The organism is Pseudomonas xantholysinigenes (genome assembly GCF_014268885.2).
Taxonomy (GTDB): Bacteria; Pseudomonadota; Gammaproteobacteria; order Pseudomonadales; family Pseudomonadaceae; genus Aquipseudomonas; species Aquipseudomonas xantholysinigenes.
The window spans coordinates 1321711-1347355 of the sequence record NZ_CP077095.1 but is presented as its reverse complement, the minus strand read 5'-3'; the positions used below and the strand labels follow the sequence as shown (position 1 = coordinate 1347355).

Annotated in this window: 25 protein-coding genes; 14 read left to right on the top strand and 11 right to left on the bottom strand. The window is 63.7% G+C overall.

Going from position 1 to position 25645, the window contains the following annotated elements:
* The first annotated feature begins 28 nt into the window (after window positions 1-28).
* From HU772_RS06175 to HU772_RS06165, 3 genes are read left to right on the top strand one after another with little or no spacing between them, the layout of a single operon-like run.
* Window positions 29-1018 (top strand): 2-hydroxyacid dehydrogenase, encoded by a 990-nt coding sequence (locus HU772_RS06175; RefSeq protein ID WP_186655454.1) that lies wholly within the window; start codon window positions 29-31, stop codon window positions 1016-1018.
* A 31-nt stretch (window positions 1019-1049) separates the two neighbouring features.
* Complete coding sequence (locus tag HU772_RS06170; protein ID WP_186655451.1) at window positions 1050-1484, top strand: hypothetical protein; 435 nt, start codon at window positions 1050-1052, stop codon at window positions 1482-1484.
* A complete protein-coding gene (locus tag HU772_RS06165) occupies window positions 1485-1889 on the top strand; it encodes an META domain-containing protein (RefSeq protein WP_186655449.1) in 405 nt (134 codons plus the stop codon).
* Between the two features lie 106 nt (window positions 1890-1995).
* Here HU772_RS06165 and HU772_RS06160 read toward each other — a convergent pair whose 3' ends face one another.
* Window positions 1996-2460 (bottom strand): TlpA disulfide reductase family protein, encoded by a 465-nt coding sequence (locus HU772_RS06160; protein WP_186655446.1) that lies wholly within the window; start codon window positions 2458-2460, stop codon window positions 1996-1998.
* Between the two features lie 86 nt (window positions 2461-2546).
* Between HU772_RS06160 and arsC the strand changes: the two genes are divergently transcribed.
* The 3 genes from arsC to HU772_RS06145 are packed head-to-tail and all read left to right on the top strand — an operon-like array spanning window position 2547 to window position 3908.
* Window positions 2547-2900: an arsenate reductase (glutaredoxin) gene (arsC, locus tag HU772_RS06155; RefSeq protein ID WP_186655443.1), complete on the top strand. Its 354-nt coding sequence runs from the start codon at window positions 2547-2549 to the stop codon at window positions 2898-2900.
* Window positions 2897-3502 (top strand): NAD(P)H:quinone oxidoreductase, encoded by a 606-nt coding sequence (wrbA, locus tag HU772_RS06150; protein ID WP_186655440.1) that lies wholly within the window; start codon window positions 2897-2899, stop codon window positions 3500-3502. The genes arsC and wrbA overlap by 4 nt, the downstream gene beginning before the upstream one ends.
* Entirely contained in the window at window positions 3495-3908 is a 414-nt protein-coding gene (locus tag HU772_RS06145; protein WP_186655437.1) for a DUF2069 domain-containing protein, read from the top strand. The genes wrbA and HU772_RS06145 overlap by 8 nt, the downstream gene beginning before the upstream one ends.
* Window positions 3909-4023: 115 nt before the next feature.
* Here the strand turns inward: HU772_RS06145 and HU772_RS06140 are convergent, their stop codons facing one another.
* Window positions 4024-4695, bottom strand: coding sequence for a DNA-3-methyladenine glycosylase I (locus HU772_RS06140; RefSeq protein WP_186655434.1), 672 nt, complete (start codon window positions 4693-4695; stop codon window positions 4024-4026).
* Window positions 4696-4698: 3 nt separating this feature from the next.
* Window positions 4699-5523, bottom strand: coding sequence for a tRNA 2-thiocytidine(32) synthetase TtcA (gene ttcA, locus HU772_RS06135; protein ID WP_011532643.1), 825 nt, complete (start codon window positions 5521-5523; stop codon window positions 4699-4701).
* Between the two features lie 260 nt (window positions 5524-5783).
* Between ttcA and HU772_RS06130 the strand changes: the two genes are divergently transcribed.
* Window positions 5784-6383, top strand: coding sequence for a Yip1 family protein (locus HU772_RS06130; protein WP_186655431.1), 600 nt, complete (start codon window positions 5784-5786; stop codon window positions 6381-6383).
* A gap of 123 nt (window positions 6384-6506) precedes the next feature.
* Window positions 6507-7001, top strand: coding sequence for a SprT family zinc-dependent metalloprotease (locus HU772_RS06125; protein ID WP_186655427.1), 495 nt, complete (start codon window positions 6507-6509; stop codon window positions 6999-7001).
* Window positions 7002-7053: 52 nt separating this feature from the next.
* Here the strand turns inward: HU772_RS06125 and HU772_RS06120 are convergent, their stop codons facing one another.
* From HU772_RS06120 to HU772_RS06100, 5 genes are all read right to left on the bottom strand, one after another.
* A complete protein-coding gene (locus HU772_RS06120; protein WP_186655424.1) occupies window positions 7054-7674 on the bottom strand; it encodes a calcium-binding protein in 621 nt (206 codons plus the stop codon).
* 213 nt (window positions 7675-7887) lie between these two features.
* Window positions 7888-9210, bottom strand: coding sequence for a dicarboxylate/amino acid:cation symporter (locus HU772_RS06115; protein ID WP_186655420.1), 1323 nt, complete (start codon window positions 9208-9210; stop codon window positions 7888-7890).
* A gap of 323 nt (window positions 9211-9533) precedes the next feature.
* Window positions 9534-10874 carry an ATP-binding protein gene (locus HU772_RS06110; protein WP_186655418.1) on the bottom strand — a complete coding sequence of 447 codons (1341 nt, stop codon included), beginning with the start codon at window positions 10872-10874 and terminating at the stop codon, window positions 9534-9536.
* A complete protein-coding gene (locus tag HU772_RS06105; protein WP_028690933.1) occupies window positions 10871-11548 on the bottom strand; it encodes a response regulator in 678 nt (225 codons plus the stop codon). Before HU772_RS06105 ends, HU772_RS06110 begins: the two co-directional genes overlap by 4 nt.
* A gap of 127 nt (window positions 11549-11675) precedes the next feature.
* Window positions 11676-12281, bottom strand: a complete 606-nt coding sequence (locus tag HU772_RS06100) for an outer membrane beta-barrel protein (protein ID WP_186655415.1) — start codon at window positions 12279-12281, stop codon at window positions 11676-11678.
* A 123-nt stretch (window positions 12282-12404) separates the two neighbouring features.
* On the opposite strand from HU772_RS06100, the gene HU772_RS06095 reads away from it, so the two are divergent.
* A complete protein-coding gene (locus HU772_RS06095; protein ID WP_186655413.1) occupies window positions 12405-13196 on the top strand; it encodes a dienelactone hydrolase family protein in 792 nt (263 codons plus the stop codon).
* Window positions 13197-13355: 159 nt separating this feature from the next.
* A complete protein-coding gene (locus HU772_RS06090; protein WP_186655411.1) occupies window positions 13356-14051 on the top strand; it encodes a 4'-phosphopantetheinyl transferase family protein in 696 nt (231 codons plus the stop codon).
* Here the strand turns inward: HU772_RS06090 and HU772_RS06085 are convergent.
* Both HU772_RS06085 and HU772_RS06080 read right to left on the bottom strand, forming a co-directional pair.
* Window positions 14048-15652, bottom strand: coding sequence for an ATP-binding protein (locus tag HU772_RS06085; protein WP_186655393.1), 1605 nt, complete (start codon window positions 15650-15652; stop codon window positions 14048-14050). The genes HU772_RS06090 and HU772_RS06085 overlap by 4 nt on opposite strands.
* Window positions 15649-16344: a response regulator gene (locus HU772_RS06080; protein WP_186655390.1), complete on the bottom strand. Its 696-nt coding sequence runs from the start codon at window positions 16342-16344 to the stop codon at window positions 15649-15651. Before HU772_RS06080 ends, HU772_RS06085 begins: the two co-directional genes overlap by 4 nt.
* Before the next feature lie 803 nt (window positions 16345-17147).
* On the opposite strand from HU772_RS06080, the gene HU772_RS06075 reads away from it, so the two are divergent.
* From HU772_RS06075 to HU772_RS06065, 3 genes are all read left to right on the top strand, one after another.
* Window positions 17148-20027, top strand: a complete 2880-nt coding sequence (locus tag HU772_RS06075) for a ribonucleoside-diphosphate reductase subunit alpha (RefSeq protein ID WP_186655387.1) — start codon at window positions 17148-17150, stop codon at window positions 20025-20027.
* A gap of 404 nt (window positions 20028-20431) precedes the next feature.
* Complete coding sequence (locus HU772_RS06070; protein WP_186655384.1) at window positions 20432-20680, top strand: hypothetical protein; 249 nt, start codon at window positions 20432-20434, stop codon at window positions 20678-20680.
* An 813-nt stretch (window positions 20681-21493) separates the two neighbouring features.
* On the top strand, window positions 21494-22741 hold the full coding sequence (locus HU772_RS06065; RefSeq protein ID WP_186655381.1) for a ribonucleotide-diphosphate reductase subunit beta: 1248 nt from the start codon (window positions 21494-21496) through the stop codon (window positions 22739-22741).
* Between the two features lie 571 nt (window positions 22742-23312).
* On the opposite strand, the gene HU772_RS06060 is transcribed toward HU772_RS06065, so the two are convergent.
* Window positions 23313-23783 carry a GNAT family N-acetyltransferase gene (locus tag HU772_RS06060; protein WP_186655378.1) on the bottom strand — a complete coding sequence of 157 codons (471 nt, stop codon included), beginning with the start codon at window positions 23781-23783 and terminating at the stop codon, window positions 23313-23315.
* Between the two features lie 259 nt (window positions 23784-24042).
* Between HU772_RS06060 and pdxR the strand changes: the two genes are divergently transcribed.
* The gene (gene pdxR, locus HU772_RS06055; protein WP_186655375.1) at window positions 24043-25542 is read left to right on the top strand and encodes a MocR-like pyridoxine biosynthesis transcription factor PdxR; all 1500 of its coding nucleotides are present in this window, start codon (window positions 24043-24045) and stop codon (window positions 25540-25542) included.
* The last annotated feature ends 103 nt before the right edge of the window (window positions 25543-25645 follow it).

Here is a 25645-nt window from a genome sequence, read left to right as displayed (position 1 = left end):
GCAACGCTCACATCAAAGGAACCCAGCCATGCGCGCCCTGTTGTTCAGCAGCCAGCACTACGACCAGGAAAGCTTCACCCGTGCCGCCCACGGCAGCACCCTGCAGCTGCACTACCAAGCCGCGCGCCTGACCCTCGATACCGCGGCCCTGGCCAACGGCTTCGAGGTGGTCTGCGCCTTCATCAACGATGAGCTCGATGCCCAGGTCCTCGCCCGCCTGGCCGCCGGCGGCACGCGCCTGATCGCCCTGCGCTCGGCCGGCTACAACCATGTCGACCTGGTAGCAGCCCAGCGCCTGGGCCTGGCCGTGGCTCGGGTGCCGGCCTATTCGCCGCATGCCGTGGCCGAACATGCGGTGGCACTGATCCTTGCCCTCAACCGCCGCCTGCATCGGGCCTACAACCGCACCCGCGAAGGCGACTTCACCCTGCATGGGTTGACCGGCTTCGACCTGCACGGCAAGACCGTCGGCGTGGTCGGCACCGGCCAGATTGGCGCCGCCTTCGCCCGCATCATGGCCGGTTTCGGCTGCCAGCTGCTGGCCTACGACCCCTACCCCAATCCCGAACTGCTGGCCCTCGGCGCCCGCTACCTGGAGCTGCCCGAGCTATTGCGTGAATCGCGGATCATCAGCCTGCACTGCCCGCTGAGCGCAGACACCCGCCACCTGATCAACGCCCAGAGCCTGGCCCAGTTGCAACCCGGCGCGATGCTGATCAATACCGGGCGCGGCGCGCTGGTCGACACGCCGGCCTTGATCGACGCGCTCAAGCGCGGCCAGCTCGGCTACCTGGGGCTGGATGTGTATGAAGAAGAGGCGCAGCTGTTCTTCGAGGACCGCTCCGACCAGCCGCTGCAGGACGATGTACTGGCGCGGCTGTTGACCTTCCCCAACGTGATCGTCACCGCGCACCAGGCGTTCCTCACCCGCGAGGCGCTGGACGCGATCGCCACCACCACCCTGGACAACATCGCCCGCTGGGCGGCAGGCAATCCGCAGAATCTGGTCACGGGATGATGCTAGGATACGCGGCATTTCTGGAGGACCCATGGTCGAACACGATTTCCGCTACACCCTTTTCAACCCGCAACACACCTTGATCGAGTGCCGCGCCCTGGTACCCGGCCGCTATCAGGTCACCGGCAACGGCGGCTCGATCCAGAAGGGCGATGTCCTGCTGGTGACCCTCAAGGGCAGCAAGGACCTGTCCATGCGCCTGACCGTCGAGACCGTGCGTCACCTGATCAACCCACACGGCCAGTGGGTCGCCGTGGCCCAGGGCCCGGTCTTCAATGAGCTGGAAATTCTCCAGTGGCAGGTCAAGTGCGACAGCTGCGATGCAGTACTGGACTTCGAGTTCGCCAACGACGCCAAGCTGGGCAAGAAAGGCCAGGCCCCGGCCGCCAGCGCGCGCATCCAGGAACTGGGCTGGGCCAGCAAAGGCGACAAGCACCTGTGCCCGCAGTGCCGGGAGCGTGCCTGAGTGAAACAGCTGCTGACCGGCGTGCTGATCGCCACCGGCCTGATCGGCTGTGCCGCGCCGCCATCGAAACTGCAGCAGGAGCAGAGCTACCTGCTGGAATGGATCGGCGAGCGCCCGTTGATCGACTACAGCCACCTGACCCTGACCCTGGCCAGCGATGGCCGGGCCTATGGCAACGGCGGCTGCAACCACTGGTTCGCGCCCTACACGCTGGATGGCGAGCGCATCAGCTTCGGCAAGGTCGGCAAGACCCGCAAGCTGTGCGCGCCGGCGCTGATGGACCAGGAAAAACGCTTTTTGCAGGCGCTGGAGACGGTGCAGCGCTGGGATGTGTCGCCGATCGAGCAGATCCGCTTCTGGCCGGCCGAGGGCAAGCCGCTGCGGTTCTGGCCTGAGGAAGGCTGACAGAAGCTGCAAGCTGCAAGCTGCAAGAAAGAGCAAATCGCGGTGCCTGCACTTTTTTCTTGAAGCTTGAAGCTTGCAGCTTGCAGCTTGCAGCTTGCAGCTGCTTTCAAACGCCCTTGAGCGCCTTGATCTTCGCCTGCAAGCCTTCGAGCGTCTGCTCGCCCATCAGTTGCTCACGTACCTTGCCCTTGTCGTCGATGATGTAGGTCACCGGCAGCGCCTCGCTGCGCGGCAGCTCGTAGCGCTCGGCCGGATCCTGGGCCAGCACGGTGAAACCAATGCCCAGGGTATCGGCGGCGGCTTTCAGGTCCGCGCCCTGCAGGCCATCGAAGTTCACCCCCACCACCTTGATGCCCTGGGCATCCCACTGCTTCGCCGCGGCATTGAGCTCGGGGATTTCGGTACGGCACGGGCCACACCATTCGGCCCAGTAGTTGAGCACCAGCCAGTGCCCGTCGATCTGTTCAGCCTTCACCGTGTTGCCGTGCTGGTCCACGCCGTAGTCCGCACCGCAACCGCCGAGCAACAGGCTCGCGGTGATGGCCAGTGCAGCTGCCAAACGCCTTGCCATGGGTCAATCCTTCTCGAAGTTTTCAAGCATTGAAGTCGGTCGCTGCGGTTAGAATAGCCGCCACACCCCGCTGGATGCGACCCGTCATGACCGAACTGACCCTCTATCATAACCCGCGCTGCTCGAAATCCCGCGGCGCCCTGGAACTGCTCGAAGCACGCGGCCTGGCGCCGACCATCGTGCGCTACCTCGAGACCCCGCCGGACGCCGCCACCCTCGAACGGCTGCTCGGCAAGCTGGGCATCGGCGCGCGCCAACTGCTGCGCAGCGGCGAAGACGAATACAAGGCGCTCGACCTGGCCAACCCGGCCCTGAGCGACGCCCAACTGATCAAGGCGATGGTCGAACATCCCAAGCTGATCGAACGCCCGATCCTGGTCGCCGGCGACAAGGCGGTGATCGGCCGGCCGCCGGAGAAGGTCCTGGAGATCCTGCCGTGAGCGAGCCCTACATCCTGGTGCTGTACTACAGCCGCCACGGTTCGACCAGCGAGATGGCCCGGCACATCGCCCGCGGCGTCGAGATGGCCGGCCTGGAAGCCCGCCTGCGCACCGTGCCGGCGATTTCCACCGAATGCGAAGCCGTGGCCCCGGACATCCCGGCCAGCGGCGCGCTGTACGCCACCCTCGACGACCTGCGCCACTGCGCGGGCCTGGCCCTGGGCAGCCCGACCCGCTTCGGCAACATGGCCGCGCCACTCAAGTATTTCCTCGACGGCACCAGCAGCCTGTGGCTGGGCGGCGAACTGGTGGGCAAGCCGGCGGCAGTGTTCACCTCCACCGCCAGCCTGCACGGCGGCCAGGAAACCACCCTGCTGTCGATGCTGCTGCCATTGATGCACCACGGCATGCTGGTCACCGGCCTGCCCTACAGCGAGTCGGCGCTGCTCGAGACCAGCGGTGGCGGCACCCCGTATGGCGCCAGCCACCATGCCGGCGCCGACGGCAAGCGCGAACTGGACCCACACGAAATCACCCTGTGCCGCGCGCTCGGGCAGCGCCTGGCGAAAACGGCCAAGGCCCTGGGGGGCGAGCGTGGCTAGAAAGCCGAAGGTCTTGCCGCCATTGGACTGGCTGGCGCCGCGGGTGCGGATCACCCGCGCCCTGAGCCTGGCCTGCTTCTTCGGCCTGATCGCCCTGCTGGTGGTGAACAACCTGTGGTTCGCCAACCTGCACGGGGCGCGGGTCGAGGTGATCCTGGCCATCGAGCTGATTCCCCTGCTGCTGTTGCTGCCGGGTATGCTCATGGGCAGCGCCCGGGCGCATGCCTGGACCTGCTTCGTGGTCAACATCTACTTCATCAAGGGCGTGCTGGCGGCGTTCGATCCGGCACGGGCGCTGTTTGGCTGGGTCGAGGTGCTGGTCAGCCTGGGGCTGTTCGTGGCCGGGCTACTGTATGTGCGCTGGAAGTTTCAGTTCGAGCGGCGCATGGCCGGCGAAGGGAGCTGATTCCGGGGCTGCTCTGCAGCCCTATCGCGACACAAGGCCGCTCCTACAGGGGCACGCATACTCCTGTAGGAGCGGCCTTGTGTCGCGATAGGGCCGCACGGCGGCCCCAGCGATCTCAGTGGTTGACGGTATGCGCCAGCATCACCGACAACTGGCACAGTGGCCGCCCGCTTTCGGCGTGCCACTGATTGAACGCCTGCTGCACCAGCGCCAGATCGCGCTGGCTGGTCGGTGGCTTGTCGATGATCTTCTGCGCGATCAACGCCGCCGCCATGTCGTCGGTGGGGATGAAGGTATCCTTGCCGACCATGCGCAAGAAGCGCGGCGCCGACAACCCACCGAGCTGGTTGCCGTGCTTGGCCAGGTACTTCCACAGCCCGACGATGTCGGTCTCGGGCCAGTCGGCGATGAACGCGCCAAAGCTGCCCTTCTCCTTCGCCACATCGAGGATCATCTGCGCATTGCGCGGCACGCTCTTGAGCTTGCCCAGGTGGCGGATGATGCGCTCGTCCTGCATCAGCCGCTCCAGGTGCTCGGCGCCCATCAGCACCACCTTGTGCGGATCGAAGCCAAAGAACACCTGTTCGAACGCCGGCCACTTGGCGTCCACCAGGCTGTGCTTGAGCCCGGCGCGAAACACGCGCAGGGCCAAGGTCGACAGGTAGCGGTCGTCGGGGATATCGCGCAGCTGCGCCGGGGTGCGCGGCTGCGGCAGGAAGGCTTCCAGTGCCTGGGCCGAGCCGAAGCGGTTCAGGCAGTACTCATGCAGCCACTGGTAATCGCGCATGGGTCAGATATTCAGCACGTCGAGGAAGCGCGGCGTGGCGCTTTCATCGATCTTCAGGCTGGTGAAGTCGAACAGGTTGCGGTCGGCCAGCTGCGACGGCGCGACGTTCTGCAAGGCGCGGAAGATGCTCTCGGTGCGGCCCGGGTGCTTGCGCTCCCACTCCACCAGCATGTCCTTGACCACCTGACGCTGCAGGTTTTCCTGCGAGCCACAGAGGTTGCACGGAATGATCGGGAATTCCTTCATGTCCGAGTAGGCCTGGATGTCCTTCTCGCTGCAGTAGGCCAGCGGGCGGATCACCACGTTGCGACCGTCGTCGGCACGCAGCTTCGGCGGCATGCCCTTGAGCGCGCCATTGAAGAACATGTTGAGGAAGAACGTCTCGACGATATCGTCGCGGTGATGGCCCAGGGCCATTTTGGTCGCGCCAATCTCGTCGGCGAAGGTGTACAGGGTGCCGCGGCGCAGGCGCGAGCACAGCGAGCAGGTGGTCTTGCCTTCCGGGACCAGCTCCTTGACCACCGAGTAGGTGTCCTTCTCGACGATGTGGTACTCGACCCCCAGTTCCTTGAGGTAGGCCGGCAGCACGTGCTCGGGGAAGCCGGGCTGCTTCTGGTCCATGTTCACCGCGACGATGTCGAACTTGATCGGCGCCACCTTCTGCAGGTGCAACAGAACGTCGAGCATGGTGTAGCTGTCCTTGCCGCCGGACAGGCAGACCATGACCTTGTCGCCATCCTCGATCATGTTGTAGTCGGTGATGGCTTCGCCGGCGAGACGACGCAGGCGTTTTTGCAGTTTGTTCTGGTTGACCGAGAGGGTGCCCATAGCGCTTGGATCCGCGAGGTGTGACAAAAGCCGGCTATTTTACGCACAAACCGGGCAAGGCAGTAGGCCAATCCGATAAAGACTTCAAGGGAATCAGCACCGCCGCTGACAGCGCAATTTGCTCTAAAAAGCCGGTTTTATGCGGGGAACGGCTTCCTATACTGCGACATAAGGCCACATTACCGCTTGCATCGGTGTTCGGCCTCGGGCCGCAGGCGCTCCATCTGGGGGGCGTTTGGCAACCAATAGGAGTGACCGGCATGATTCATCACGTTGTGGGGCTGTTTACCCATCCCGACCAGGAGTGGCGGGAAATCCGTGGCGAAGAAGAAAGCATCAGCCACATGTACCTGACGCACACGCTGATCCTCGCGGCGATCCCCGCCGTCTCGGCCTTCATCGGCACCACCCAGGTCGGCTGGGTGATCGGTGACCGGCCAGCGGTGATGCTGACCATGGAAAGCGCGATCTGGATGAGCATCATGTCGTACCTGGCGATGCTCGCCGGGGTGGCGGTGATGGGCGCCTTCATCCACTGGATGGCACGCACCTACGACGCCAACCCGAGCATGGCGCAATGCGTCGCCTTCGCCACCTACACCGCCACGCCGCTGTTCATCGGCGGCCTCGCGGCGCTGTACCCGCACCTGTGGCTGGGCATGCTGATCGGCACGGCGGCCATCTGCTACACGGTGTACCTGCTGTATGTCGGGCTGCCGACGTTCATGAACATACCCTCCGATGAAGGCTTCCTGTTCTCCAGCTCCGTGCTGGCGGTGGGCCTGGTGGTGCTGGTGGCGATCATGGCCGCCACCGTGATCATCTGGGGGCTGGGCGTGGGGCCCGTGTATACCAACTAGATCGAACCAACACTGGGGCATCAGCCGAGGCCGCCGCAAGGCGGCCTCGTTTCGTGTTGACCAGCGGTTCGGCGCCTTGGCCGCGCTTGCGGCATAATGCCCGGTCAGGAGAATTGCCCCGCCATGCCCGAGCTGCTCAAACAACGCGTCGAAACCTGTTACCAGCAAGCCGAAACCTTCTTCAAACGCCCCTTCCCGCGCCCGCAGGTGAGCTTCAAGCTGCGCGGGCAAAAAGCCGGTGTCGCCCACCTGCACGAGAACCTGCTGCGCTTCAACCTGCAGCTGTACCGCGAGAACCAGGAAGACTTCCTGCGCCAGACCGTGGCCCACGAAGTCGCCCACCTGGTCGCCCACCAGCTGTTCGGCGAGCGCATCCAGGCCCATGGCGAGGAGTGGCAGTTGATCATGCGCGGGGTCTACGAACTGCCGCCGAACCGTTGCCACAACTACGAAGTGCAGCGGCGCGTGGCCACGCGCTACATCTACCGTTGCCCGTGCCCGCAAAGCGACTTTCCGTTCACCGCGCAACGGCACAAGCTGGTGCGCCAGGGGCGGCGTTATCTGTGCCGGCGATGCCGGGAGATTTTGGTGTACAGCGGCGAGACCCGGGTCGAATGACATGCCCAGCGCGTGGAACGGCAACGGATGGATAAACACGCAAGCGTCAGGTTCACAGCATCAGATATTCAGCCTTGAAGGTTGCCACGCCAGTCAACTTGATCTCGAAATCCGGCTTCAGGCTACCGCGTAAGTTACCAGACAGGATCTCACTCTCAAAACGCAGTTGACCAACTCCGGTGAAGGCGGCAGCCCCCACAAAGACCAGGCCGTCGAGCCCCTCGGATTTCGCCAGGCCACGCAAGTCGATGCGATCACCGGCCGCACCATTGAAATCGGTGACGATATCGCGCCGCGTGCCCACGCCCATATCGGCGAGCTTCGAGAACACGAACACATCCGCCCCCTGGCCACCGCTCAGGATATCGGTGCCCCGGCCCCCTTCGAGAAAATCGTTGCCTTTGCCGCCCCTGAGCACATCCCTACCGCTATCACCAATCAGCACATCATGGCCCCTGCCGCCATACAGGCGGTCGGCGCCCATGCCGCCATCCAGCACATCGTCGCCTTTGCCACCAATCAGGTAGTCGTCGCCCTTGCCACCCTCAAGTACATCACGCCCCCTGCCCCCGGCAATCACATCATTTCCAGTTCCCCCGACCAATACGTCATCACCGCAGCCTCCCTGCAAAGTGATCGTGGTAGTGGTTTGCACATCATGGGGTTTGCTCATCGGATGATTTCCTTTTTCGGTCGGAATACGGATAGCTGGAGCGCCTATCAGGCCAAGCCGTGTGCCCCCAGCGAAATCCAATCTACCCACCGCAGAGTCACAACCGTAGATAACTATCTACCACCTCCCCCATGAATGTTCGCCCTGGTTGCAGCAACGCCAGAAATGAAAAAGCCCATCCGAAGATGGGCTTTTGCACTTACCGCGAGGTGATCAACGCGCCGGGCCTTCGGCCACGCCCAGGTCGTCGGTCGGACGGGTGTCCACCAGCGGCGCGCCGCCGGATGCCAGCTCGGCCTGCAGGGTGTCGGTATCCAGCTCCTTGACCCACTTGGCCACGACCACGGTGGCCACGGCGTTGCCGATCAGGTTGGTCAGGGCGCGGGCTTCGGACATGAAGCGGTCGATACCCAGGATCAGCGCCAGGCCGGCAACCGGCAGGTGGCCGACGGCCGACAGGGTCGCGGCGAGGACGATGAAGCCCGAGCCAGTGACGCCCGCGGCACCTTTGGACGCCACCAGCAGCACCAGCAGCAAGGTGATCTGGTGGGTGATGTCCATGGTGGTGTCGGTGGCCTGGGCGATGAACACCGCGGCCATGGTCAGGTAGATCGAGGTACCGTCGAGGTTGAACGAGTAACCAGTGGGGATCACCAGGCCAACCACGGACTTCTTCGCACCCAGGCGCTCCATCTTGGCCAGCATGCGTGGCAGGGCCGACTCCGAGGACGAGGTGCCCAGCACGATCAGCAGTTCTTCACGGATGTAGCGGATCAGCTTGAGCACGCTGAAACCATGAGCGCGGCAGATACCGCCCAGCACCACCAGGATGAACAGCAGGCAGGTAATGTAGAAGCAGGCCATCAGGTAGCCCAACTGCACCAGCGAGCCCACGCCGTACTGGCCGATGGTGAAGGCCATGGCACCGAAGGCGCCGACCGGGGCCAGCTTCATGATCATGTTGATGATGTTGAACATGACATGGGCGAAGCGGTCGATCATGTCCAGCACCGGCTTGCCGTAGCTGCCCAGGCGGTGCAGGGCGAAGCCGAACAGCACCGAGAACATCAGCACTTGCAGGATGTCGCCATTGGCGAAGGCGCCGACCACGGTGTTGGGGATGATGTTGAGCAGGAAGCCGACCGTGGTCTGCTGCGCGCCGGCGGCGGCGTAGGCGGCCACGCTGCTGGCGTTCAGGGTGCTGACATCGACATGCATGCCGGCGCCGGGCTGGACCACGTTGACCACCACCAGGCCGATGATCAAGGCAATGGTGGAAACGATTTCGAAGTACAGCAGCGCGTAGCCGCCGGTCTTGCCGACCGACTTCATGCTCTGCATGCCGGCGATGCCGCTGACCACGGTGCAGAAGATGATCGGGGCGATGACCATCTTGATCAGCTTGACGAAGCCGTCACCCAGCGGTTTGAGGGCAACCCCGGTTTCCGGGTAGTAGTGGCCGAGCAGGATACCGATGGTGATGGCGACGATCACCTGGACATACAGCGATTTGTACAGCGGCTGACGAGTCGTCATGGCTAGATTTTCCTCAAGTGGGCCGGCGCATCCTTCCCAGGATGTCGGGGCACCTGAATCGCGAACCCTCCTGCATCCGGAGGGATTTGTCGTTGTGTTTGAGCGCCTGGGCAGGCCTCTGCCAGGTGAATAGCAAAGGCGATGCCAAAATGCCCACTCGAGGTGCACAGCCAATGTTTACGGGGTGGGAATGCCCTGGGACGGGGCGCAAATACCGGTAGGAAATGGCGGATTTCCGCCCGATGGCGGAAATCGTACAGGTGGCATTGGCGGATTTCCGCCCGCACCTTGCAGGATCCAGCGAGGCTGGCTCCTACAGATCGTCAGTCAAGGCGGAACTGGATGAGAAACGCCGCGCCGCCCAGCTCGGAATCACCCAGGCTCAATTCAGCGTCATAGCTGTCGATGATGTCCTTGACCACCGCCAGCCCGATCCCCTGCCCCGGGTGCTGGCGGTCGAGCCGCTCGCCACGCTCGAGAATGCGCTCGCGCTGGTCGGGCGGCACCCCTGGACCATCGTCCTCGATCCACAGCGCCAGTTGCCCCGGCGCTTCTTCCAGGCGCACCCGCACCTGCCCCAGGCACAACCGGTAGGCGTTCTCCAGCAGGTTGCCGAGCAGCTCGAGCAAGGCGCCCTGCTCCATCGGCACCCGCGCCTGGGCCGGCACATCGAGGCTGACCACCACCTGCTTGTCGCGGTACACCTTGGCCAGGGTGCTGCACAGGCTGTCGAGCAACGGCGTGAGCTCGACCTGATGGCGGACCAGGCCACTCTTGCGCAGGCTGGCACGCTGCAACTGGTAGTCGATCTGCTGGCTCATGCGCTCGATCTGGCTCTGCAGCACCCGCGCCTGCTCGCGATCTGCGTGCTCCAGACTCTCACCCACCCCCTGCAACACCGCCAGCGGGGTCTTCAGGCTGTGGGCCAGGTCATCGAGCGAATCGCGGTAGCGCTGGCGCTGCTCACGCTCACTGCGCAGCAGGCGGTTGAGCGAGCCGGTCAGGCGCAGCAGCTCGCGCGGATGCTCACGGCTCAGGCCGTCACGGGCGCCACTCTCCACGGCATCGAGTTCGACGCTGAGCTGGCGCAGCGAGCGCAGACCCCAGGTCAAGCCGGCCCAGAGTAGCGCCATCAACGCCAGCAGCGCCGCGCCAAAGCCGAGGTAGAGCTTCTCGCGCAGGCCGCTGAGGGTGTCCTTGTATTCGCGCAGCGGCTGCAGGGCGACGATGCTGAACGCCGCGCTCTTGCCGCCCAGCAGCTTGACCTCGACGTCGTAGACGAAGAACTCCTCGCCATCGTCCTGGTGGATACGTGCGAATTCGTTGCCGCGCCCGTCATAACGCGGGTGATAGTTGATGTTGCGGTTGCGCGTGGCCCGCGATTGCCAGACCAAGGTGCCCTGGCGGTCGAAGATATAACCGAGCAAGCCGGTGTAGGGCAGGTTGTAGCGCTCGTCCGGCAGCAGCGCCGGCATCTGCAACTGGCCGTTTTCGATGCGCGCGGCGGAGATCAAGGTGGTCACGTCCGAGGCCAGGCGCTGCTCGATCGACTCTTGCAACGCCAGGCTGAAGGCCTTCTGCAACGCCGGCAGCAGCGCCAGCATGAACAGCAACGCCAGCAGCGCCGCCGCCAGCATCAGGCGCACTCGCAGGGAACGGATCACCGGCAGCGCTCGGTGAACAGGTAACCCAGGCCACGCACGGTGTCGATCGGCTTGAAGCCGTTGTCGCCCTCGAGCTTGCGCCGCAGGCGACCAACCAGCACCTCGATGACATTGGGGTCGCGCTCCTCGTCGTCCGGGTACAGCTGCTCCATCAGGCGATCCTTGGCCACCACCTGCTGGTGATGGCGCATGAGGTATTCGAGGATACGGTATTCGTAGGCGGTCAGCGCCAGCGGTTGCTCGTCCAGCGTCGCCTGCTTGCGGTTGAGGTCGAGCACCAGGGGGCCTGCGGCGATGGTCGACTGGGTGAAACCGCTGGAGCGGCGCAGCAAGGCGTTCAGCCGGGCCTCCAGCTCTTCGAACTGGAACGGCTTGACCACATAGTCGTCAGCGCCGGCGGCCAGGCCCTCGACCTTGTCCTGCCAGTTGCCGCGCGCGGTGAGGATGAGGATGGGGAAGGTCTGGCCGAGGCTGCGCAGTTGGCGAATCAGGTCCAACCCGCTCATGCCTGGCAACCCCAGGTCGATCACCGCCAGGTCGTGGTTGTACTGCTCGGCCTGGTACAAGGCTTCTTCCGCGTTGGCCACCGCCTGCACCACATGGCCGCCTTCACCGAGGCGGGTGAACAGGTGATGACGCAGCAGCGCCTCGTCCTCGACCACCAGCAATTTCATGCAGATCTCCTTTCAAATCGAATGCCTGTACCGGCCTTTTCGCGGGTAAACCCGCTCCCACAGGGTTGTGCACCAGCTGTGGGAGCGGGCTTGCCCGCGATGAGGCCTGCACAGGATAACAGCGACCTCAGAACTTGTAGGTAGCCGCCAGGTAGGTCTGCGCGCTGCTGGTCAGGCGCAGGGTGCCTTCCTTGGGCCCACCATGGGCGCTGATCTCGGTGGCCGCGTTGCTGCGCAGGTAACGGTAGCCAAGCTCCACCGAGGTGTTGTCGGTGACTTCCTGGATCACACCGGCCTGCAGGCCGACGGCGTAACCGTAATCGGTGTCGCGGCTGGCGCCTGGCGAATCCTGGGTCAGTTTGGTCATGCCCAGGCTGCCGCCACCGAACAGCTTGGTGGTATCGCCCACCGGCAGGAACAGGTCGTAGCTGCCGAGCAGGTTTTCCTGGCGCAGCTTGACGCCACCGTGGTCGCCCGAGACGTTGTCGTAGGTCAGGTAGTAGCGGCCCTGGTCGTTGATCTTGCCCAGGCGCGCGCCCCAGGTGCTGTCCTTGCCGATGATGCCGTCGGCGTTCAGACCGTCGGTGTTGCGTTGCAGCAGGCCGGACTTGCGTACTTTGTCGCTGGTCTGGCCGTAGGTCAGGCTGGCGAAGTTGTCGTCGGCCTGGGCGGCGGTGGTGAGGCCGGCGGCGCAAACCGCCATGGCGGCGATCAGGGTGTTGAGCGTTTTCATGGTTCAGGTACTCCGGGTTGGATGCGTTGTTGCTGTCTGGGGGCTAGAGTAGGGAGGGCGCCCTGAACCCCTGCTGAACCCGGCCTGAACCTTGGCTGAACGAACCGAACAAGGAGCCTGACCATGCGTACCCTGCTTGCCCTCGCCCTGCTGTGCAGCGCCAGCCTTGCCCAGGCGGCGGTGCAAACCCGCGAGATCCCCTACCAGGATGCCGACGGTAAGCGCCTGGTCGGCTACTACGCCTACGACGACGCCGTCGAGGGCAAGCGCCCGGGCGTGGTGGTGGTGCATGAATGGTGGGGGCTGAACGACTACGCCAAGCGCCGCGCCCGCGACCTCGCGGCGCTGGGCTACAACGCCCTGGCCATCGACATGTACGGCGACGGCAAGAACACCGAGCACCCCGCCGACGCCCAGGCATTCATGGCGGCGGCGATGAAGGACCCGGCCGCCGCCGCCCGGCGCTTCGATGCCGGGCTTGAGCTGTTGAAGATCCAGCCCAATACCAACAAGCACCAGCTGGCGGCCATCGGCTACTGCTTTGGCGGCAAGGTGGTGCTGGATGCCGCGCGCCGGGGCGAGAAACTCGATGGCGTGGTGAGCTTCCATGGCGCGCTGGTGACCCAGACACCGGCCAAGCCCGGCGTGATCCGCGCGAAGATCCTGGTGGAACACGGCGAGGCCGACAGCATGGTCACGCCAGAGCAGGTGGTGGCGTTCAAGAAGGAAATGCACGATGCCGGGGCCGACATGAAGTTTGTCGGTATTCCGGGAGCCAAGCATGGTTTTACCAATCCGGATGCGGATCGGTTGGGGCATGGTGGGCATGGCGGGCCGGATATCGGCTATGACAAGGCGGCGGATGAAAGCTCGTGGAAGGATATGCAGGCGTTTTTCAAGACGGCGTTTGACTGAGGATTGCCGGGGCCGCTTTGCGGACCTTTCGCGGCACAAGGCCGCTCCTACAGGAGACCGCATGGCCTTGTAGGAGCGGCCTTGTGCCGCGAAAGGGCTGCAAAGCAGCCCCCAAATATCTGCTCCACCACCAGCCACCAGGCTGGCACAATACCGACCATGAACAGACTCCCCACCTGCTGCGCCCCGCTCCAGCACCACTGGCCCCTGCCCCGCCCGGTCCCCGGCGCGGTGCTGGTCAGTTGCGCCTTCGACCCGGCCAGGCTCGCCCCCGACGACTTCCAGCGCGCCGGCATCACGCCGACCGCCAGCCTGCAACGCTCGGTGGCCAAGCGCCAGGCCGAGTACCTGGCCGGCCGGGTCTGCGCTCGCGAGGCACTACAACGCCTGGATGGCCGTGACTATGTGCCGGCCACCCACGAGGACCGCTCCCCCATCTGGCCCGCCGGCATCCATGGCTCGATCACCCATGGCCAAGGCTGGGCGGCGGCCGTGGTATCAGCCCAAGGCGCAGGCCTGGGCCTGGACCAGGAAACCCTGCTCAGCGACAAGCGCGCCGAGCGCCTGGCCGGGGAAATCCTCACTCCCGCCGAGCTGGAACGCCTGGACCGCAGCCAGCAAGCCCTGGCCGTGACCCTGACCTTCTCGCTGAAGGAAAGCCTGTTCAAGACGCTCTACCCGCTCACCAGACAGCGCTTCTATTTCGAACACGCCGAACTGCTCGACTGGTCCGCCGACGGCCACGCCCGCCTGCGCCTGCTCACCGACCTGTCGGACGAATGGCGCCATGGCGCCGAGCTGGACGGCCAGTTTTGCCTGCAGGACGGTCACCTGCTAAGCCTGGTCAGCGTTTAATCGCGTGGCTGCTCGCGCGGCCAGCTCAGGCTGAAACAGGCGCCGCCCAGCGCGGCGCTGCGCTCGACCCGCGCCCGGCCGCCGTGCCAGTAGATGATCCGCCGTACAATCGACAAGCCCAGCCCATGCCCGCCCGAGGCCCGGGTGCGGCTGTCGTCCAAGCGGGTGAAGGGGGTGAAGATGCGGTCCCACATCCCCTCCGGAATACCGGGGCCGTCGTCCTCGACATCGATGCGGCAGCGCTCCTGGCCCAACTGGTAGCTCAGGCGCACCTCGCCCTCGGCATGGCGCATGGCGTTGCGCACCAGGTTCTGCAAGGCCCGGTGCAGGTAGCGCGGCTCGGCCTCGACCCAGGCACCACCGCCGTCCAGGCCGTGACATTCCCCCCGCAGCACGCGCACCTCGGCGCGCAACGGCGCCAGTTCGTCGATCACCCGCGCCAGCAAGGCGTCCAGGTCCACGACCTGGAAGTGCAGCGCCGGCGCGCCCTGCTCCAGGCGGGCGTAGGTGAGCATTTCGTCGACCAGCTTGTCCAGGTCCTGGATATCGCCATCCATGCCCGCCAAATGCTTGGCCCGGGCCTGCTCGGTGCTGGCACTCTCGATCATCTCCAGGCCGAAGCGCAACCGCGCCACCGGCGTGCGCAGCTCGTGTGACACTGCCCGCACCAGCTCGCGCTGCATGGTCAGCGAGCGTTGCAGGTGCTCGGCCATGCCGTTGAACGCCTCGGCCAAACGCCCCACCGAGTCGGCGTCGCCGGCCGGCACGCGGGTATCAAGGCTACCCTGGGCAATGCGCGTGGCGGCCACCTCCAGGCCCGACACCCGACGTTCCAACTGCCGTACCAGCAGATAGACCACCAAGCCGATCAGGCACAACCCCAGGAAAGCGATCAGCACCAGCAACTGCGGTGGATAAGGGTTGAGCTGGTACAGCGGGCCGATCTCCAGCACCCAGGGCGAACCGGACAGCCCCGAGAACACCTGGATCGAGTCGCCGTCCCGGCCCAGCGCCATCACCGTGTCGCCCTCCTCCACCCGCCGCCGTTGGTCGTCATCCAGGGCGGCGCGCTCGATGCGCTGCAGGGCCACGTCGAAGCCGAAGCCCTTGTCCCGCCGCAGTTGCGCCAGACGCGCCTGCTGCTCGGTCACCGGGTAGCGCACCAGCTCATCGGCCAACAGATAAAGCGTGGCGCGGGCCAGCTGCTCGCTGATCTGCTTGACCTCGGCCACCAACAGCAGGTCCTCGTGGCCGACCCGGCGCAGCACGCGGGCGGCATGGGGACCGGTCTTTTCCACCACCACCAGGTCACGGTACAGGCGCGCGCGCTGGCTGCCGTCGAGGGTGAACGCCGACAGCGGTTGCACGTCCAGTGGCACGCCGAGCAGGCGCTCCCAGATCACCAGCGAACGGGTGCGCTCCACCGCGTTCTGCTGCGCCAGGTTGTCGGCCATCAGGCTGAAGGTGCCTTGGGCCAGGCGCTCGCGGTGCTGGCCAGCGCGAATCTCGTTGACCAGGTGCAGGCTGAGCACGCCGAGCACGGCCACCAGCACCAGCACCGCGAGCATGCCGCCATAGATACGCAGGAAGATCGAGTTCATGGCGCCTCGCCGACGAACAGGTAGCCCTTGCTGCGCAGGGTCTTGATCAGCCGCGGGGTGATCGGGTCATCGCCGATCTTGGGGCGGATCTTGGAGATACGCACATCGATGGAGCGGTCCTGGCCGTCATAGCCGACACCGCGCAGCGAGGTGAAGATCTCCTCGCGGGACAACACCCGCCCGGCGTTGCTGGCCAGCAGCCAGAGCAGGTCGAACTCGGCGCCGGTCAGCTCGATCAACTGGCCCCCCAGGCGCGCCTCGCGCTGGCGGCTGTCTATATGCAGCGGGCCGAAGCTCAGCTCCTGGCGCCGCTCCGGGGCCTCGCTACGGCGCAGCAGCGCGTTGATGCGCGCCAGCAGCAGGCGCGGGCGCACCGGCTTGCACACATAGTCGTCAGCCCCCAGGTCCAGGCCCTGGACCTGGTCGAGTTCGTCGCTGCGGGCAGTGAGCATGAGGATCGGGCCGGGGTACTGGCCGCGCACCCGCCGGCAGATGCTCAGGCCATCTTCGCCGGGCAGCATCAGGTCGAGGATCACCAGGTCTGGCTGGCTGTCAATAATGCGCCGCACGGCGCGACCGCCATCACCCTCCACCGCCACCTCGAAGCCGTTGGCCTGGAGGTATTCGGCAGTGAGTTCGGCCAGGCGCTGGTCGTCCTCGACGATCAGGATGCGGTTGATTGGCTGGTCCATGGCCTTACCCTTTTGGTTTTGTGATTCTGGTCGGGTATTTCTGCTTGTACCTGTCCCCGTGGGAGCGGGCTTGCCCGCGAAGAGGCCGGTACAGGCTGCACAAGCCTTTGATTCCGGCGAAAATCCACCTTCACCAAAGCGCAATGTCAGCCCCGGATACTACGTCCCGCCCCCACCCCTGCCAACCACATCGCATGCCGCTGGACTGAACCGTTTTTTGTGATAGGGTGCGCGCCCGCAGAAATCTGCGCGGGGGCGCCGCAGCGGTAAAAATAGTGCAAACCACTTGGGACAAGGCCTACAGCCGATACCCACGAATCACTCACAAAGTACACACAACTTATCCACAGGCGCGCGCCTTGCAAAGCCCCCAATACCGCATTATCTTGTATCCCCATCGCAGCGAACCACTAGATATTGGGTTTCGTGCAAAATCACAAACACAAGTCAACAGGCAAATTCAAGCGAATTTTCTGGGTGAACTTAACGTGATTCCAGCAGCCAAACCGCTCCAGCGGCGGCGACCGAGGCAAGGCTCCAGACAGCCTTGTTCGGGTATGAGTGTTGCAGGCAAGGCCCAGCACTCATCAGCAACAGATTTTGGGTACGCCCAGAACCTTTGACTTCGGCCAGGGAGCGGCAGGTTATTGCCCCTTATTCCTGATCTGTCCCGAAGTCGGTAAGCCCGAGCGGGCGGATGCGCGCGCATGACGCATCCCCGCGACGGCCATCGAGCAAGTGGACGGAACGGTGGGCGCCCGACAGGCGCCTGAACACTATAGAAACTGTGGAGACACCCACCCATGCAAACCGACACAACTCGCGAGAACCCGCAGGGCAAAGCGCCGCAGGCCGCCGATTCGAACCAGGATCTGGCCGCCACCGCGCCTGGCCAACTGCGCGTGATCAAGCGCAACGGCACTGTCGTCCCCTACACCGACGACAAGATCACCGTGGCCATCACCAAGGCGTTCCTCGCAGTTGAAGGCGGCACCGCCGCCGCCTCGTCGCGCATCCACGACACCGTCGCGCGCCTGACCGAGCAGGTCACCGCCACGTTCAAGCGTCGCATGCCATCGGGTGGCACCATCCACATCGAAGAAATCCAGGACCAGGTCGAACTGGCCCTGATGCGCGCCGGCGAGCAGAAAGTCGCCCGCGACTACGTGATCTACCGCGACCAGCGCGCCAAAGAGCGCGCTACCCGCTCCAACGCCGAAGCCGTGGTCGAGCCGCACCCAAGCATCCGCATCACCCTCGCCGACGGCAGCCTCGCGCCCCTGGACATGGCCCGCCTGAACACCATCATCAGCGAAGCCTGCGAAGGCCTGGCCGAAGTCGATGGCGACCTGATCCAGCGCGAAACCCTGAAGAACCTGTACGACGGCGTGGCCCTGAAGGACGTCAACACCGCCCTGGTGATGACCGCCCGTACCCTGGTCGAGCGCGAGCCGAACTACTCGTTCGTCACCGCCCGCCTGCTGATGGACACCCTGCGCGCCGAAGGCCTGGGCTTCCTGAACGTCGCCGACAGCGCCACCCACCACGAGATGGCCGACCTGTACGCCAAGGCCCTGCCGGCCTACGTCGAGAAAGGCGTCGAGTTCGAGCTGCTCGACCCAGCACTGAAAGGCTACGACCTGGAGCGCATGGGCAAGGCGATCAACCACGAGCGCGACCAGCAGTTCACCTACCTGGGCCTGCAGACCCTGTACGACCGCTACTTCATCCACAAGGATGGCGTGCGCTTCGAGCTGCCGCAGGTGTTCTTCATGCGCGTGGCCATGGGCCTGGCGCTGGAAGAGAAAGACAAGGAAGCCCGTGCGATCGAGTTCTACAACCTGTTGTCGTCCTTCGACTACATGGCCTCGACCCCGACCCTGTTCAACGCCGGTACCCTGCGTCCGCAGCTGTCCAGCTGCTACCTGACCACCGTGCCGGACGACCTGTCGGGCATCTACCACGCGATCCACGACAACGCCATGCTGTCGAAATTCGCCGGTGGCCTGGGCAACGACTGGACCCCGGTGCGCGCCCTGGGCTCGTACATCAAGGGCACCAACGGCAAGTCGCAAGGCGTCGTGCCATTCCTGAAAGTGGTCAACGACACCGCCGTCGCCGTGAACCAGGGTGGCAAGCGCAAGGGCGCCGTGTGTGCCTACCTGGAAACCTGGCACCTCGACATCGAAGAGTTCATCGAGCTGCGCAAGAACACCGGTGATGACCGTCGTCGTACCCACGACATGAACACTGCCAACTGGATCCCTGACCTGTTCATGAAGCGCGTCTTCGATGACGGCAAGTGGACCCTGTTCTCGCCATCGGAAGTGCCTGATCTGCACGACCTGACCGGCAAGGCCTTCGAAGAGCGCTACGAGTACTACGAAGCCCTGACCGAGTACAACAAGATCAAGGTGTTCAAGACCATCCAGGCCAAAGACCTGTGGCGCAAGATGCTGTCGATGCTGTTCGAGACCGGCCACCCATGGCTGACCTTCAAGGACCCGTGCAACCTGCGCTCGCCCCAGCAGCACGTGGGCGTGGTCCACAGCTCGAACCTGTGCACCGAGATCACCCTGAACACCAACAAGGACGAGATCGCGGTCTGCAACCTGGGCTCGATCAACCTGCCGAACCACATCGTCGATGGCAAGCTGGACACCGCCAAGCTGCAACGCACCGTGAACACCGCCGTGCGCATGCTCGACAACGTGATCGACATCAACTACTACTCGGTGCCGCAAGCGCGTAACTCGAACTTCAAGCACCGCCCGGTCGGCCTGGGCATCATGGGCTTCCAGGACGCGCTGTACCTGCAGCACATCCCGTACGGTTCGGACGCTGCCGTCGAGTTCGCCGACAAGTCGATGGAAGCGGTCAGCTACTACGCGATCCAGGCTTCCTGCGACCTGGCCGACGAGCGCGGCGCCTACGAGACCTTCCAGGGTTCGCTGTGGTCCAAGGGCATCCTGCCGCTGGACAGCCAGCAGATCCTGATCGAGGCCCGTGGCCAGAAGTACATCGACGTCGACCTGACCGAGAGCCTGGACTGGGCACCGGTGCGCGAGCGCGTGCAAAAAGGTATTCGTAACTCGAACATCATGGCCATCGCGCCGACCGCGACCATCGCCAACATCACCGGCGTGTCGCAGTCGATCGAGCCGACCTACCAGAACCTGTACGTGAAATCGAACCTGTCGGGCGAATTCACCGTGATCAACCCGTACCTGGTCCGCGACCTGAAGGCCCGCGGTCTGTGGGACTCGGTGATGATCAACGACCTGAAGTACTACGACGGTTCGGTTCAGCAGATCGAGCGTATCCCGCAAGAGCTGAAGGACCTGTACGCCACCGCGTTCGAAGTCGAGACCAAGTGGATCGTCGACGCCGCCTCCCGTCGCCAGAAGTGGATCGACCAGGCCCAGTCGCTGAACCTGTACATCGCCGGTGCCTCGGGCAAGAAGCTGGACGTGACCTACCGCATGGCCTGGTACCGTGGTCTGAAGACCACCTACTACCTCCGTGCCCTGGCCGCGACCAGCACCGAGAAGTCGACCATCAACACCGGCAAGCTCAACGCCGTGTCGAGCGGCGGCGACAGCGCCCCGGTCCAGGCCGCCGGCCCTGCCCCGGTACCGAAGGCCTGCGCCATCGACGAGCCGGATTGCGAAGCCTGCCAGTGAGTGTCTGAGAAAGTCGGGGCTTTAACCGGCCCCGACTAACCAACGCAAGATTGAAAAATTACAGATACGAATGTCAGCCACACTAAATGATTAGTGGTCAGCAAGAAGGACGCTGGGAAAGGTTGGCAGCGATGGCACAAAGGGATTGTGCTGAAAGAATGGTTGATCGCTTATGCGATGACCTACTGGTGTCCAGGGCTGGACACGGAATTGGAAAGCTAGCGAGCGATTGCGTCTGAGTTTGGCGACCTAACGCAATCACCCGCTCCGTCCAAAGCCAAACAGTTACGAGTAGCCTTCGAGGGTGTGCAATTGAGCCTTATTCAGACGAACACGTCAATGGCTCACTGCTCAGTGGTCCCTCGAAGCATGATCCTTAATCATGTCTATAGATAGGTACCACCATGGCAACAAATAGAAAAAACACCTCCGACAACATCGCCCATCTGGCATCTGAGACGCTTCGAGATCCCAGCGCATCAGCCATCGCAAAAAGCCTTGCCGCGTCGGCATTGGCGCAGGCTCATACCAGTAAACAAACTGGTGCTGCTATGGAGGCCACTGCTTCCAAGGTCCTTCAGAGCGAGAAATACAGTGCAAACAGCAAGTCACTTGCTGCTTCGCTCGTATCTCAATCGAACAAAGACCGCTAGGGGGCTGCATTATGAAAATTCGAATGGCCCACCTCAGAGAACGGGGACAGAACGGCGGCTGGATTGATTTCGCCGTTTTCGATGCCAAAGCCACCAATGGAGATAACGACGGTCTTCTCCTCCATCTGACAAGCGCGGCACGAGCCCTGGGATTCAGGATCGACCAGTCAGCCCTTGCGTACCGCTTGGGAAGCAGGCTTCAATTCTTTGGCTCGCGTCCATTGGTCGACTACCTGTCCAAAGCCGGCGTTTCTAAATGGACTCACACGTTAGACGTATAGGCTGGAAAAATACTCACCCGTAATAATGCTGGTGACGTTGGCCACGGATGGCCTCTCCCTCCCCCTTCCGCAACGCGCCCCTCACTGGGACTCCCCCCGCAGGCCTTGCTCAAAATCAACATATGGTGCCTTTTGACAAAAAAAGACACCATATATTGTTGCTCTGAGCTAAACTCCTTTCCCGCTACCACTCGCTAAGCGAACGAACGACCGTCCTTAACGCCGGTCGAAATGTACATCAGACCGGATCCCGCCTTACCCCAGCGGGTAGTGATTCCGGTATAATGCGCGCCCTTTGAAAGGGCGAAAAGCTGCCCAATGCAGGCGAAACGCCTGTATCTGAGGCCATGCATTTCCTACTTGTTACGACACCCGACAGATCGTGAACAAGTGGTTACTAGCCCGAATAGATTATCGATGCGATGGGAGGTCGGCCTCCCCCACCCAAGCCGAGTGGCATATGCGGTATCGCAAAACCTCTTTCTAAATCCAACGGTTGCCGTAGGTAACCCTCACGCAGGAGCTTAATACGATGCTGAGCTGGGACGAATTCGACAAAGAAGACGGTGAAGTCGCCGCCAAAGGAAACACCCCCGCGCAGGCCGCAGCCACCACCCTCGACAAGCTCGACAGCGCCGGCGGTGCCGCCGCCCTGGAAGCCCGCGCCGCCACCGCCGCCGACTCCGACGCCGTCAAGCGCGCCAAGGCTGCCCTGGACGCCCTGGACATCGCCGAAGGCCTGGCCGAGCTGGAAGGCTCCTCGGCCCGCGTCGCGGTCGATGAAAAGCGCATGATCAACTGCCGCGCCGACCTCAACCAGCTGGTCCCGTTCAAGTACGACTGGGCCTGGCAGAAGTACCTCGACGGCTGCGCCAACCACTGGATGCCGCAAGAGGTCAACATGACCGCCGACATCGCCCTGTGGAAGAGCATGGACGGCCTGACCGAAGACGAGCGCCGCATCGTGATGCGCAACCTCGGCTTCTTCTCCACCGCCGACTCGCTGGTTGCCAACAACCTGGCCCTGGCCGTGTACCGCCTGATCACCAACCCCGAGTGCCGCCAGTACATCCTGCGCCAGGCCTTCGAAGAGGCGATCCACACCCACGCCTACCAGTACTGCATCGAATCGCTGGGCATGGATGAAGGCGAGATCTTCAACATGTACCACGAGATCCCGTCGGTCGCGAAAAAAGCCGCCTGGGGCCTGAAGTACACCCGCGCCATCTCGGATCCTGAGTTCAATACCGGCACCGTCGAGACCGACAAAGAGCTGCTGCGCAACCTGATCGCCTACTACTGCGTACTGGAAGGCATCTTCTTCTACTGCGGCTTCACCCAGATCCTGTCCATGGGCCGCCGCAACAAGATGACCGGCGTCGCCGAGCAGTTCCAGTACATCCTGCGCGACGAGTCCATGCACCTGAACTTCGGCATCGACGTGATCAACCAGATCAAGATCGAGAACCCGCACCTGTGGGATGCCGCGATGAAGGAAGAGGCTACCCAGATGATTCTGCAGGGTACCCAGCTGGAGATCGAATACGCCCGTGACACCATGCCACGCGGCGTGCTGGGCATGAATGCGGCGATGATGGAGGACTACCTCAAGTTCATTGCCAACCGTCGACTGACTCAGATTGGGTTGAAGGAAGAGTATCCGGGGACTACCAACCCGTTCCCATGGATGAGCGAGATCATGGACTTGAAGAAGGAGAAGAACTTCTTTGAGACTCGCGTTATCGAGTACCAGACTGGTGGTGCTCTGAGCTGGGACTGATTTGTCCAGCTACTCCAGAAGGCTGCCCTCGGGCAGCCTTTTTTATTGTGTTCGCTTTCAAAGTGTTTGCGTGAGGGCCGAAAGGTGTTCGTCGGGGATCCTGTAGCGCCTACCAGATCGAGCGCAGCCCGCGCGGCGCATCGCGGCACAAGGCCGCTCCCACAGTTTGTTTCGGGCCAATAGTTCCTGTGAAAGTACCGGTGCCTGCCTTGGTGCATGCCTTGAGTCATGTGGAGCGGCGGCAACGCACACGCTGAGACCCCGCCGTACTATCAAGGCGGACCAGGTAATGGCACAGGAGAGACTGGCCCGAAATAAACTGTGGGAGCGGGTTTACCCGCGAAGCGCCGCGCATCTAGAGAGCACTGCAAGACCACCGCCAAGCGCCTTGCGGCCCTCACGCAATAGCACTCGAAAGACCATCAACGGCTAGGCCTGAATCAGTTATCGATCATTCGGTACATTGGGGCCGCTTTGCGGCCCATCGCGGGGCAAGCCCGCTCCTACAGGTTTGCGCTATGGGTGGATGTCGCACAGCCCTGCGATGGCGCCAGCACAGACAGTGACAGGCTTAGTTAGCAATATTCAACGGCATCCGATACTCGATCACCCCCGGCTTCTCGGCAATCCAGTCATACAACCGCTGCGCAGTCCGGTTGGTCTCCTGGGTATGCCAGTACAGGCGGTCGCACTGCTGCTGCCGGGCCTGGTCCTGGACGAACTCGATCAGTTGCTTGCCGAGCATCCGCCCGCGGGCGCTCGGGCACACGAACAGGTCTTCCAGGTAGCAGAAGTCGTTGCGTCCCCAAGTCGAGCGGTGGAACACATAGTGGACGAAGCCGAAGAGCTGTTCGCCGTCGGTGGCCACGGCGCAGTGCATGGGTTCGGTCGGGTCGAAGAAGCGGGCCCAGGTGCGCTCGGTGATGGCTGGGCCCAGGTCTACCTGGTAGAAGGCCTGGTATTGCACCCAGTAGTCGTGCCAGGGCTGGAGGTCGGTTTGCTTCACTTCGCGGATGAAGACGGGTAGTTGGGTGGTGGTCATTGGTGGAACCCCTTTTGGGCAAAGCAGTGTGAATGAGTGAGGGGGCCGGCCTGCCCGTAGCGCTTGCCTTCCTTGGTGGTTGCTTGCGGGCTGGGGTTTTATAGCGGATAAGTGGTTGGTTTTTACCTGCCAATTGATTGGTAATAGCCAGACCATTTTGGGGTTCTGGATAGGGGTAGGGCTTGAGATTGCCGGGGGCGCTTTGCGCCCCCGGCATTGGCAGCCATAAATCAGGTCCATCAGCCAGGGAATCAGGCCAATGTTCAAACACGCGCAGCTGGAATCGGTGAAAGCCTGGATCAACGACCCCGCCCACGGCGCGCTGGCCTTGCATGTGCGTATCCAACGGGCGATCCGCCAGTTGATCCTCGACGGCGCACTGCCGGTGGGCAAGGCGCTGCCCGCCTCGCGCCCGCTGGCCCAGTCCCTGGGCGTCTCGCGGGATACCGTGGAGTCGGCCTACAGCCAGTTGCACGCCGAGGGCTTTATCGAGCGGCGCGTAGGCAGCGGCAGCTTCGTGTCGCAACGGGCCCGGTGCCTGCCGTCGCGCAAGCGCCAACGCCCGACACACAGCGAAGCCCCTGTGCAGTTGAGCCGCCGAGGCACAGCGATTCTGCACAGCGGTGGCGTCCACAACTTCCAGTCGCCCCGCCCCTTCGCCCCGGGCGTGGCCGAAAGCCGGCACTTCCCCCTGGCCATCTGGGAGAAGCTGGAGCGGCAGGTGTACAAGGAGTACGGCACGCAGGCGCTGGAACACAGCGAGCCGCAGGGCATGGCCCCCTTGCGCAGGGCAATCGCCGACTACCTCAACCTCGAGCGCGGGGCCCAGGCATCCGCCGAGCGCATCCTGATCCTCACCAGCTCGCAACAGGCCCTTGGCCTGTGCGCCCAAGTGCTCATGGACGCCGGCGACCAGGTGCTGGTCGAGGACCCGCTGTACCAGGGCACCCGCAAAGCCGTCACCGCCGCCGGCCTGGCATGCGTGCCGGTCCCGGTGGACTCGCACGGTCTGCAGGTGGACGCCATGGCCCGGCTGGCGCCGGATGCCCGGGCGGTGTTCCTCACCCCTTCGCACCAATACCCGACCGGCGCGACCCTGACGCTGGACCGGCGCCTGCTGGCGATCGAATGGGCCCGCCAGCAACGCGCCTGGATCATCGAGGACGACTACGACAGCGAGTTCCACTACGCCGGCCGCCCCACCGCCTGCGTGCAGGGCCTGGACCCACACGAGCGCACGCTGTACATCGGCACCTTCACCAAATCGCTGTTCGCCGGCCTGCGCATCGGCTACCTGCTGCTGCCGCCCCAGCTCGTCGCGCCGATGACCACCGCCCGCACGCTGCAGGACGGGCATAACGCCTCCATCGCCCAGCTGACCCTGGCCCGCTTCATGGAAGGCGGGCACTTCAACGCCCATGTGCGGGCCATGCGCGCGCTCTACGCCGAGCGCCGGGATGTGCTGGCGAATCTGCTGCGCAGGCACCTGGGGGCGTTTCTCGTGCCGCAGGTGCCCGCCGGCGGGCTGCAGATGCCCTGTCATTTCGTGCAGGGCCTGTCTGAAGACGCCGTGGTCAGGGCGGCACGCGGTGTGGGCATCGATCTGTTGGGGCTGGGCAGCTTGTACGCGGTGCCGAGGAACGATGCCGGCTTGCTGATGGGCTTTGCGGCACTGACACCCGCTGAGATGAGGGAGGCGGTGGTGAAACTGGAGAAGGTGCTGGCAGGTCTGGTCACTTCGGGACGTTCGATGCGGTAGCCCGTTCTGCGCGAAACGAAATGTGGTAAACCAATCGCTGAAATCCGCCGCGGAAACCAGGATCAGACAACGCCTAGGATTCTTGGTAAAAACACTAAAATGT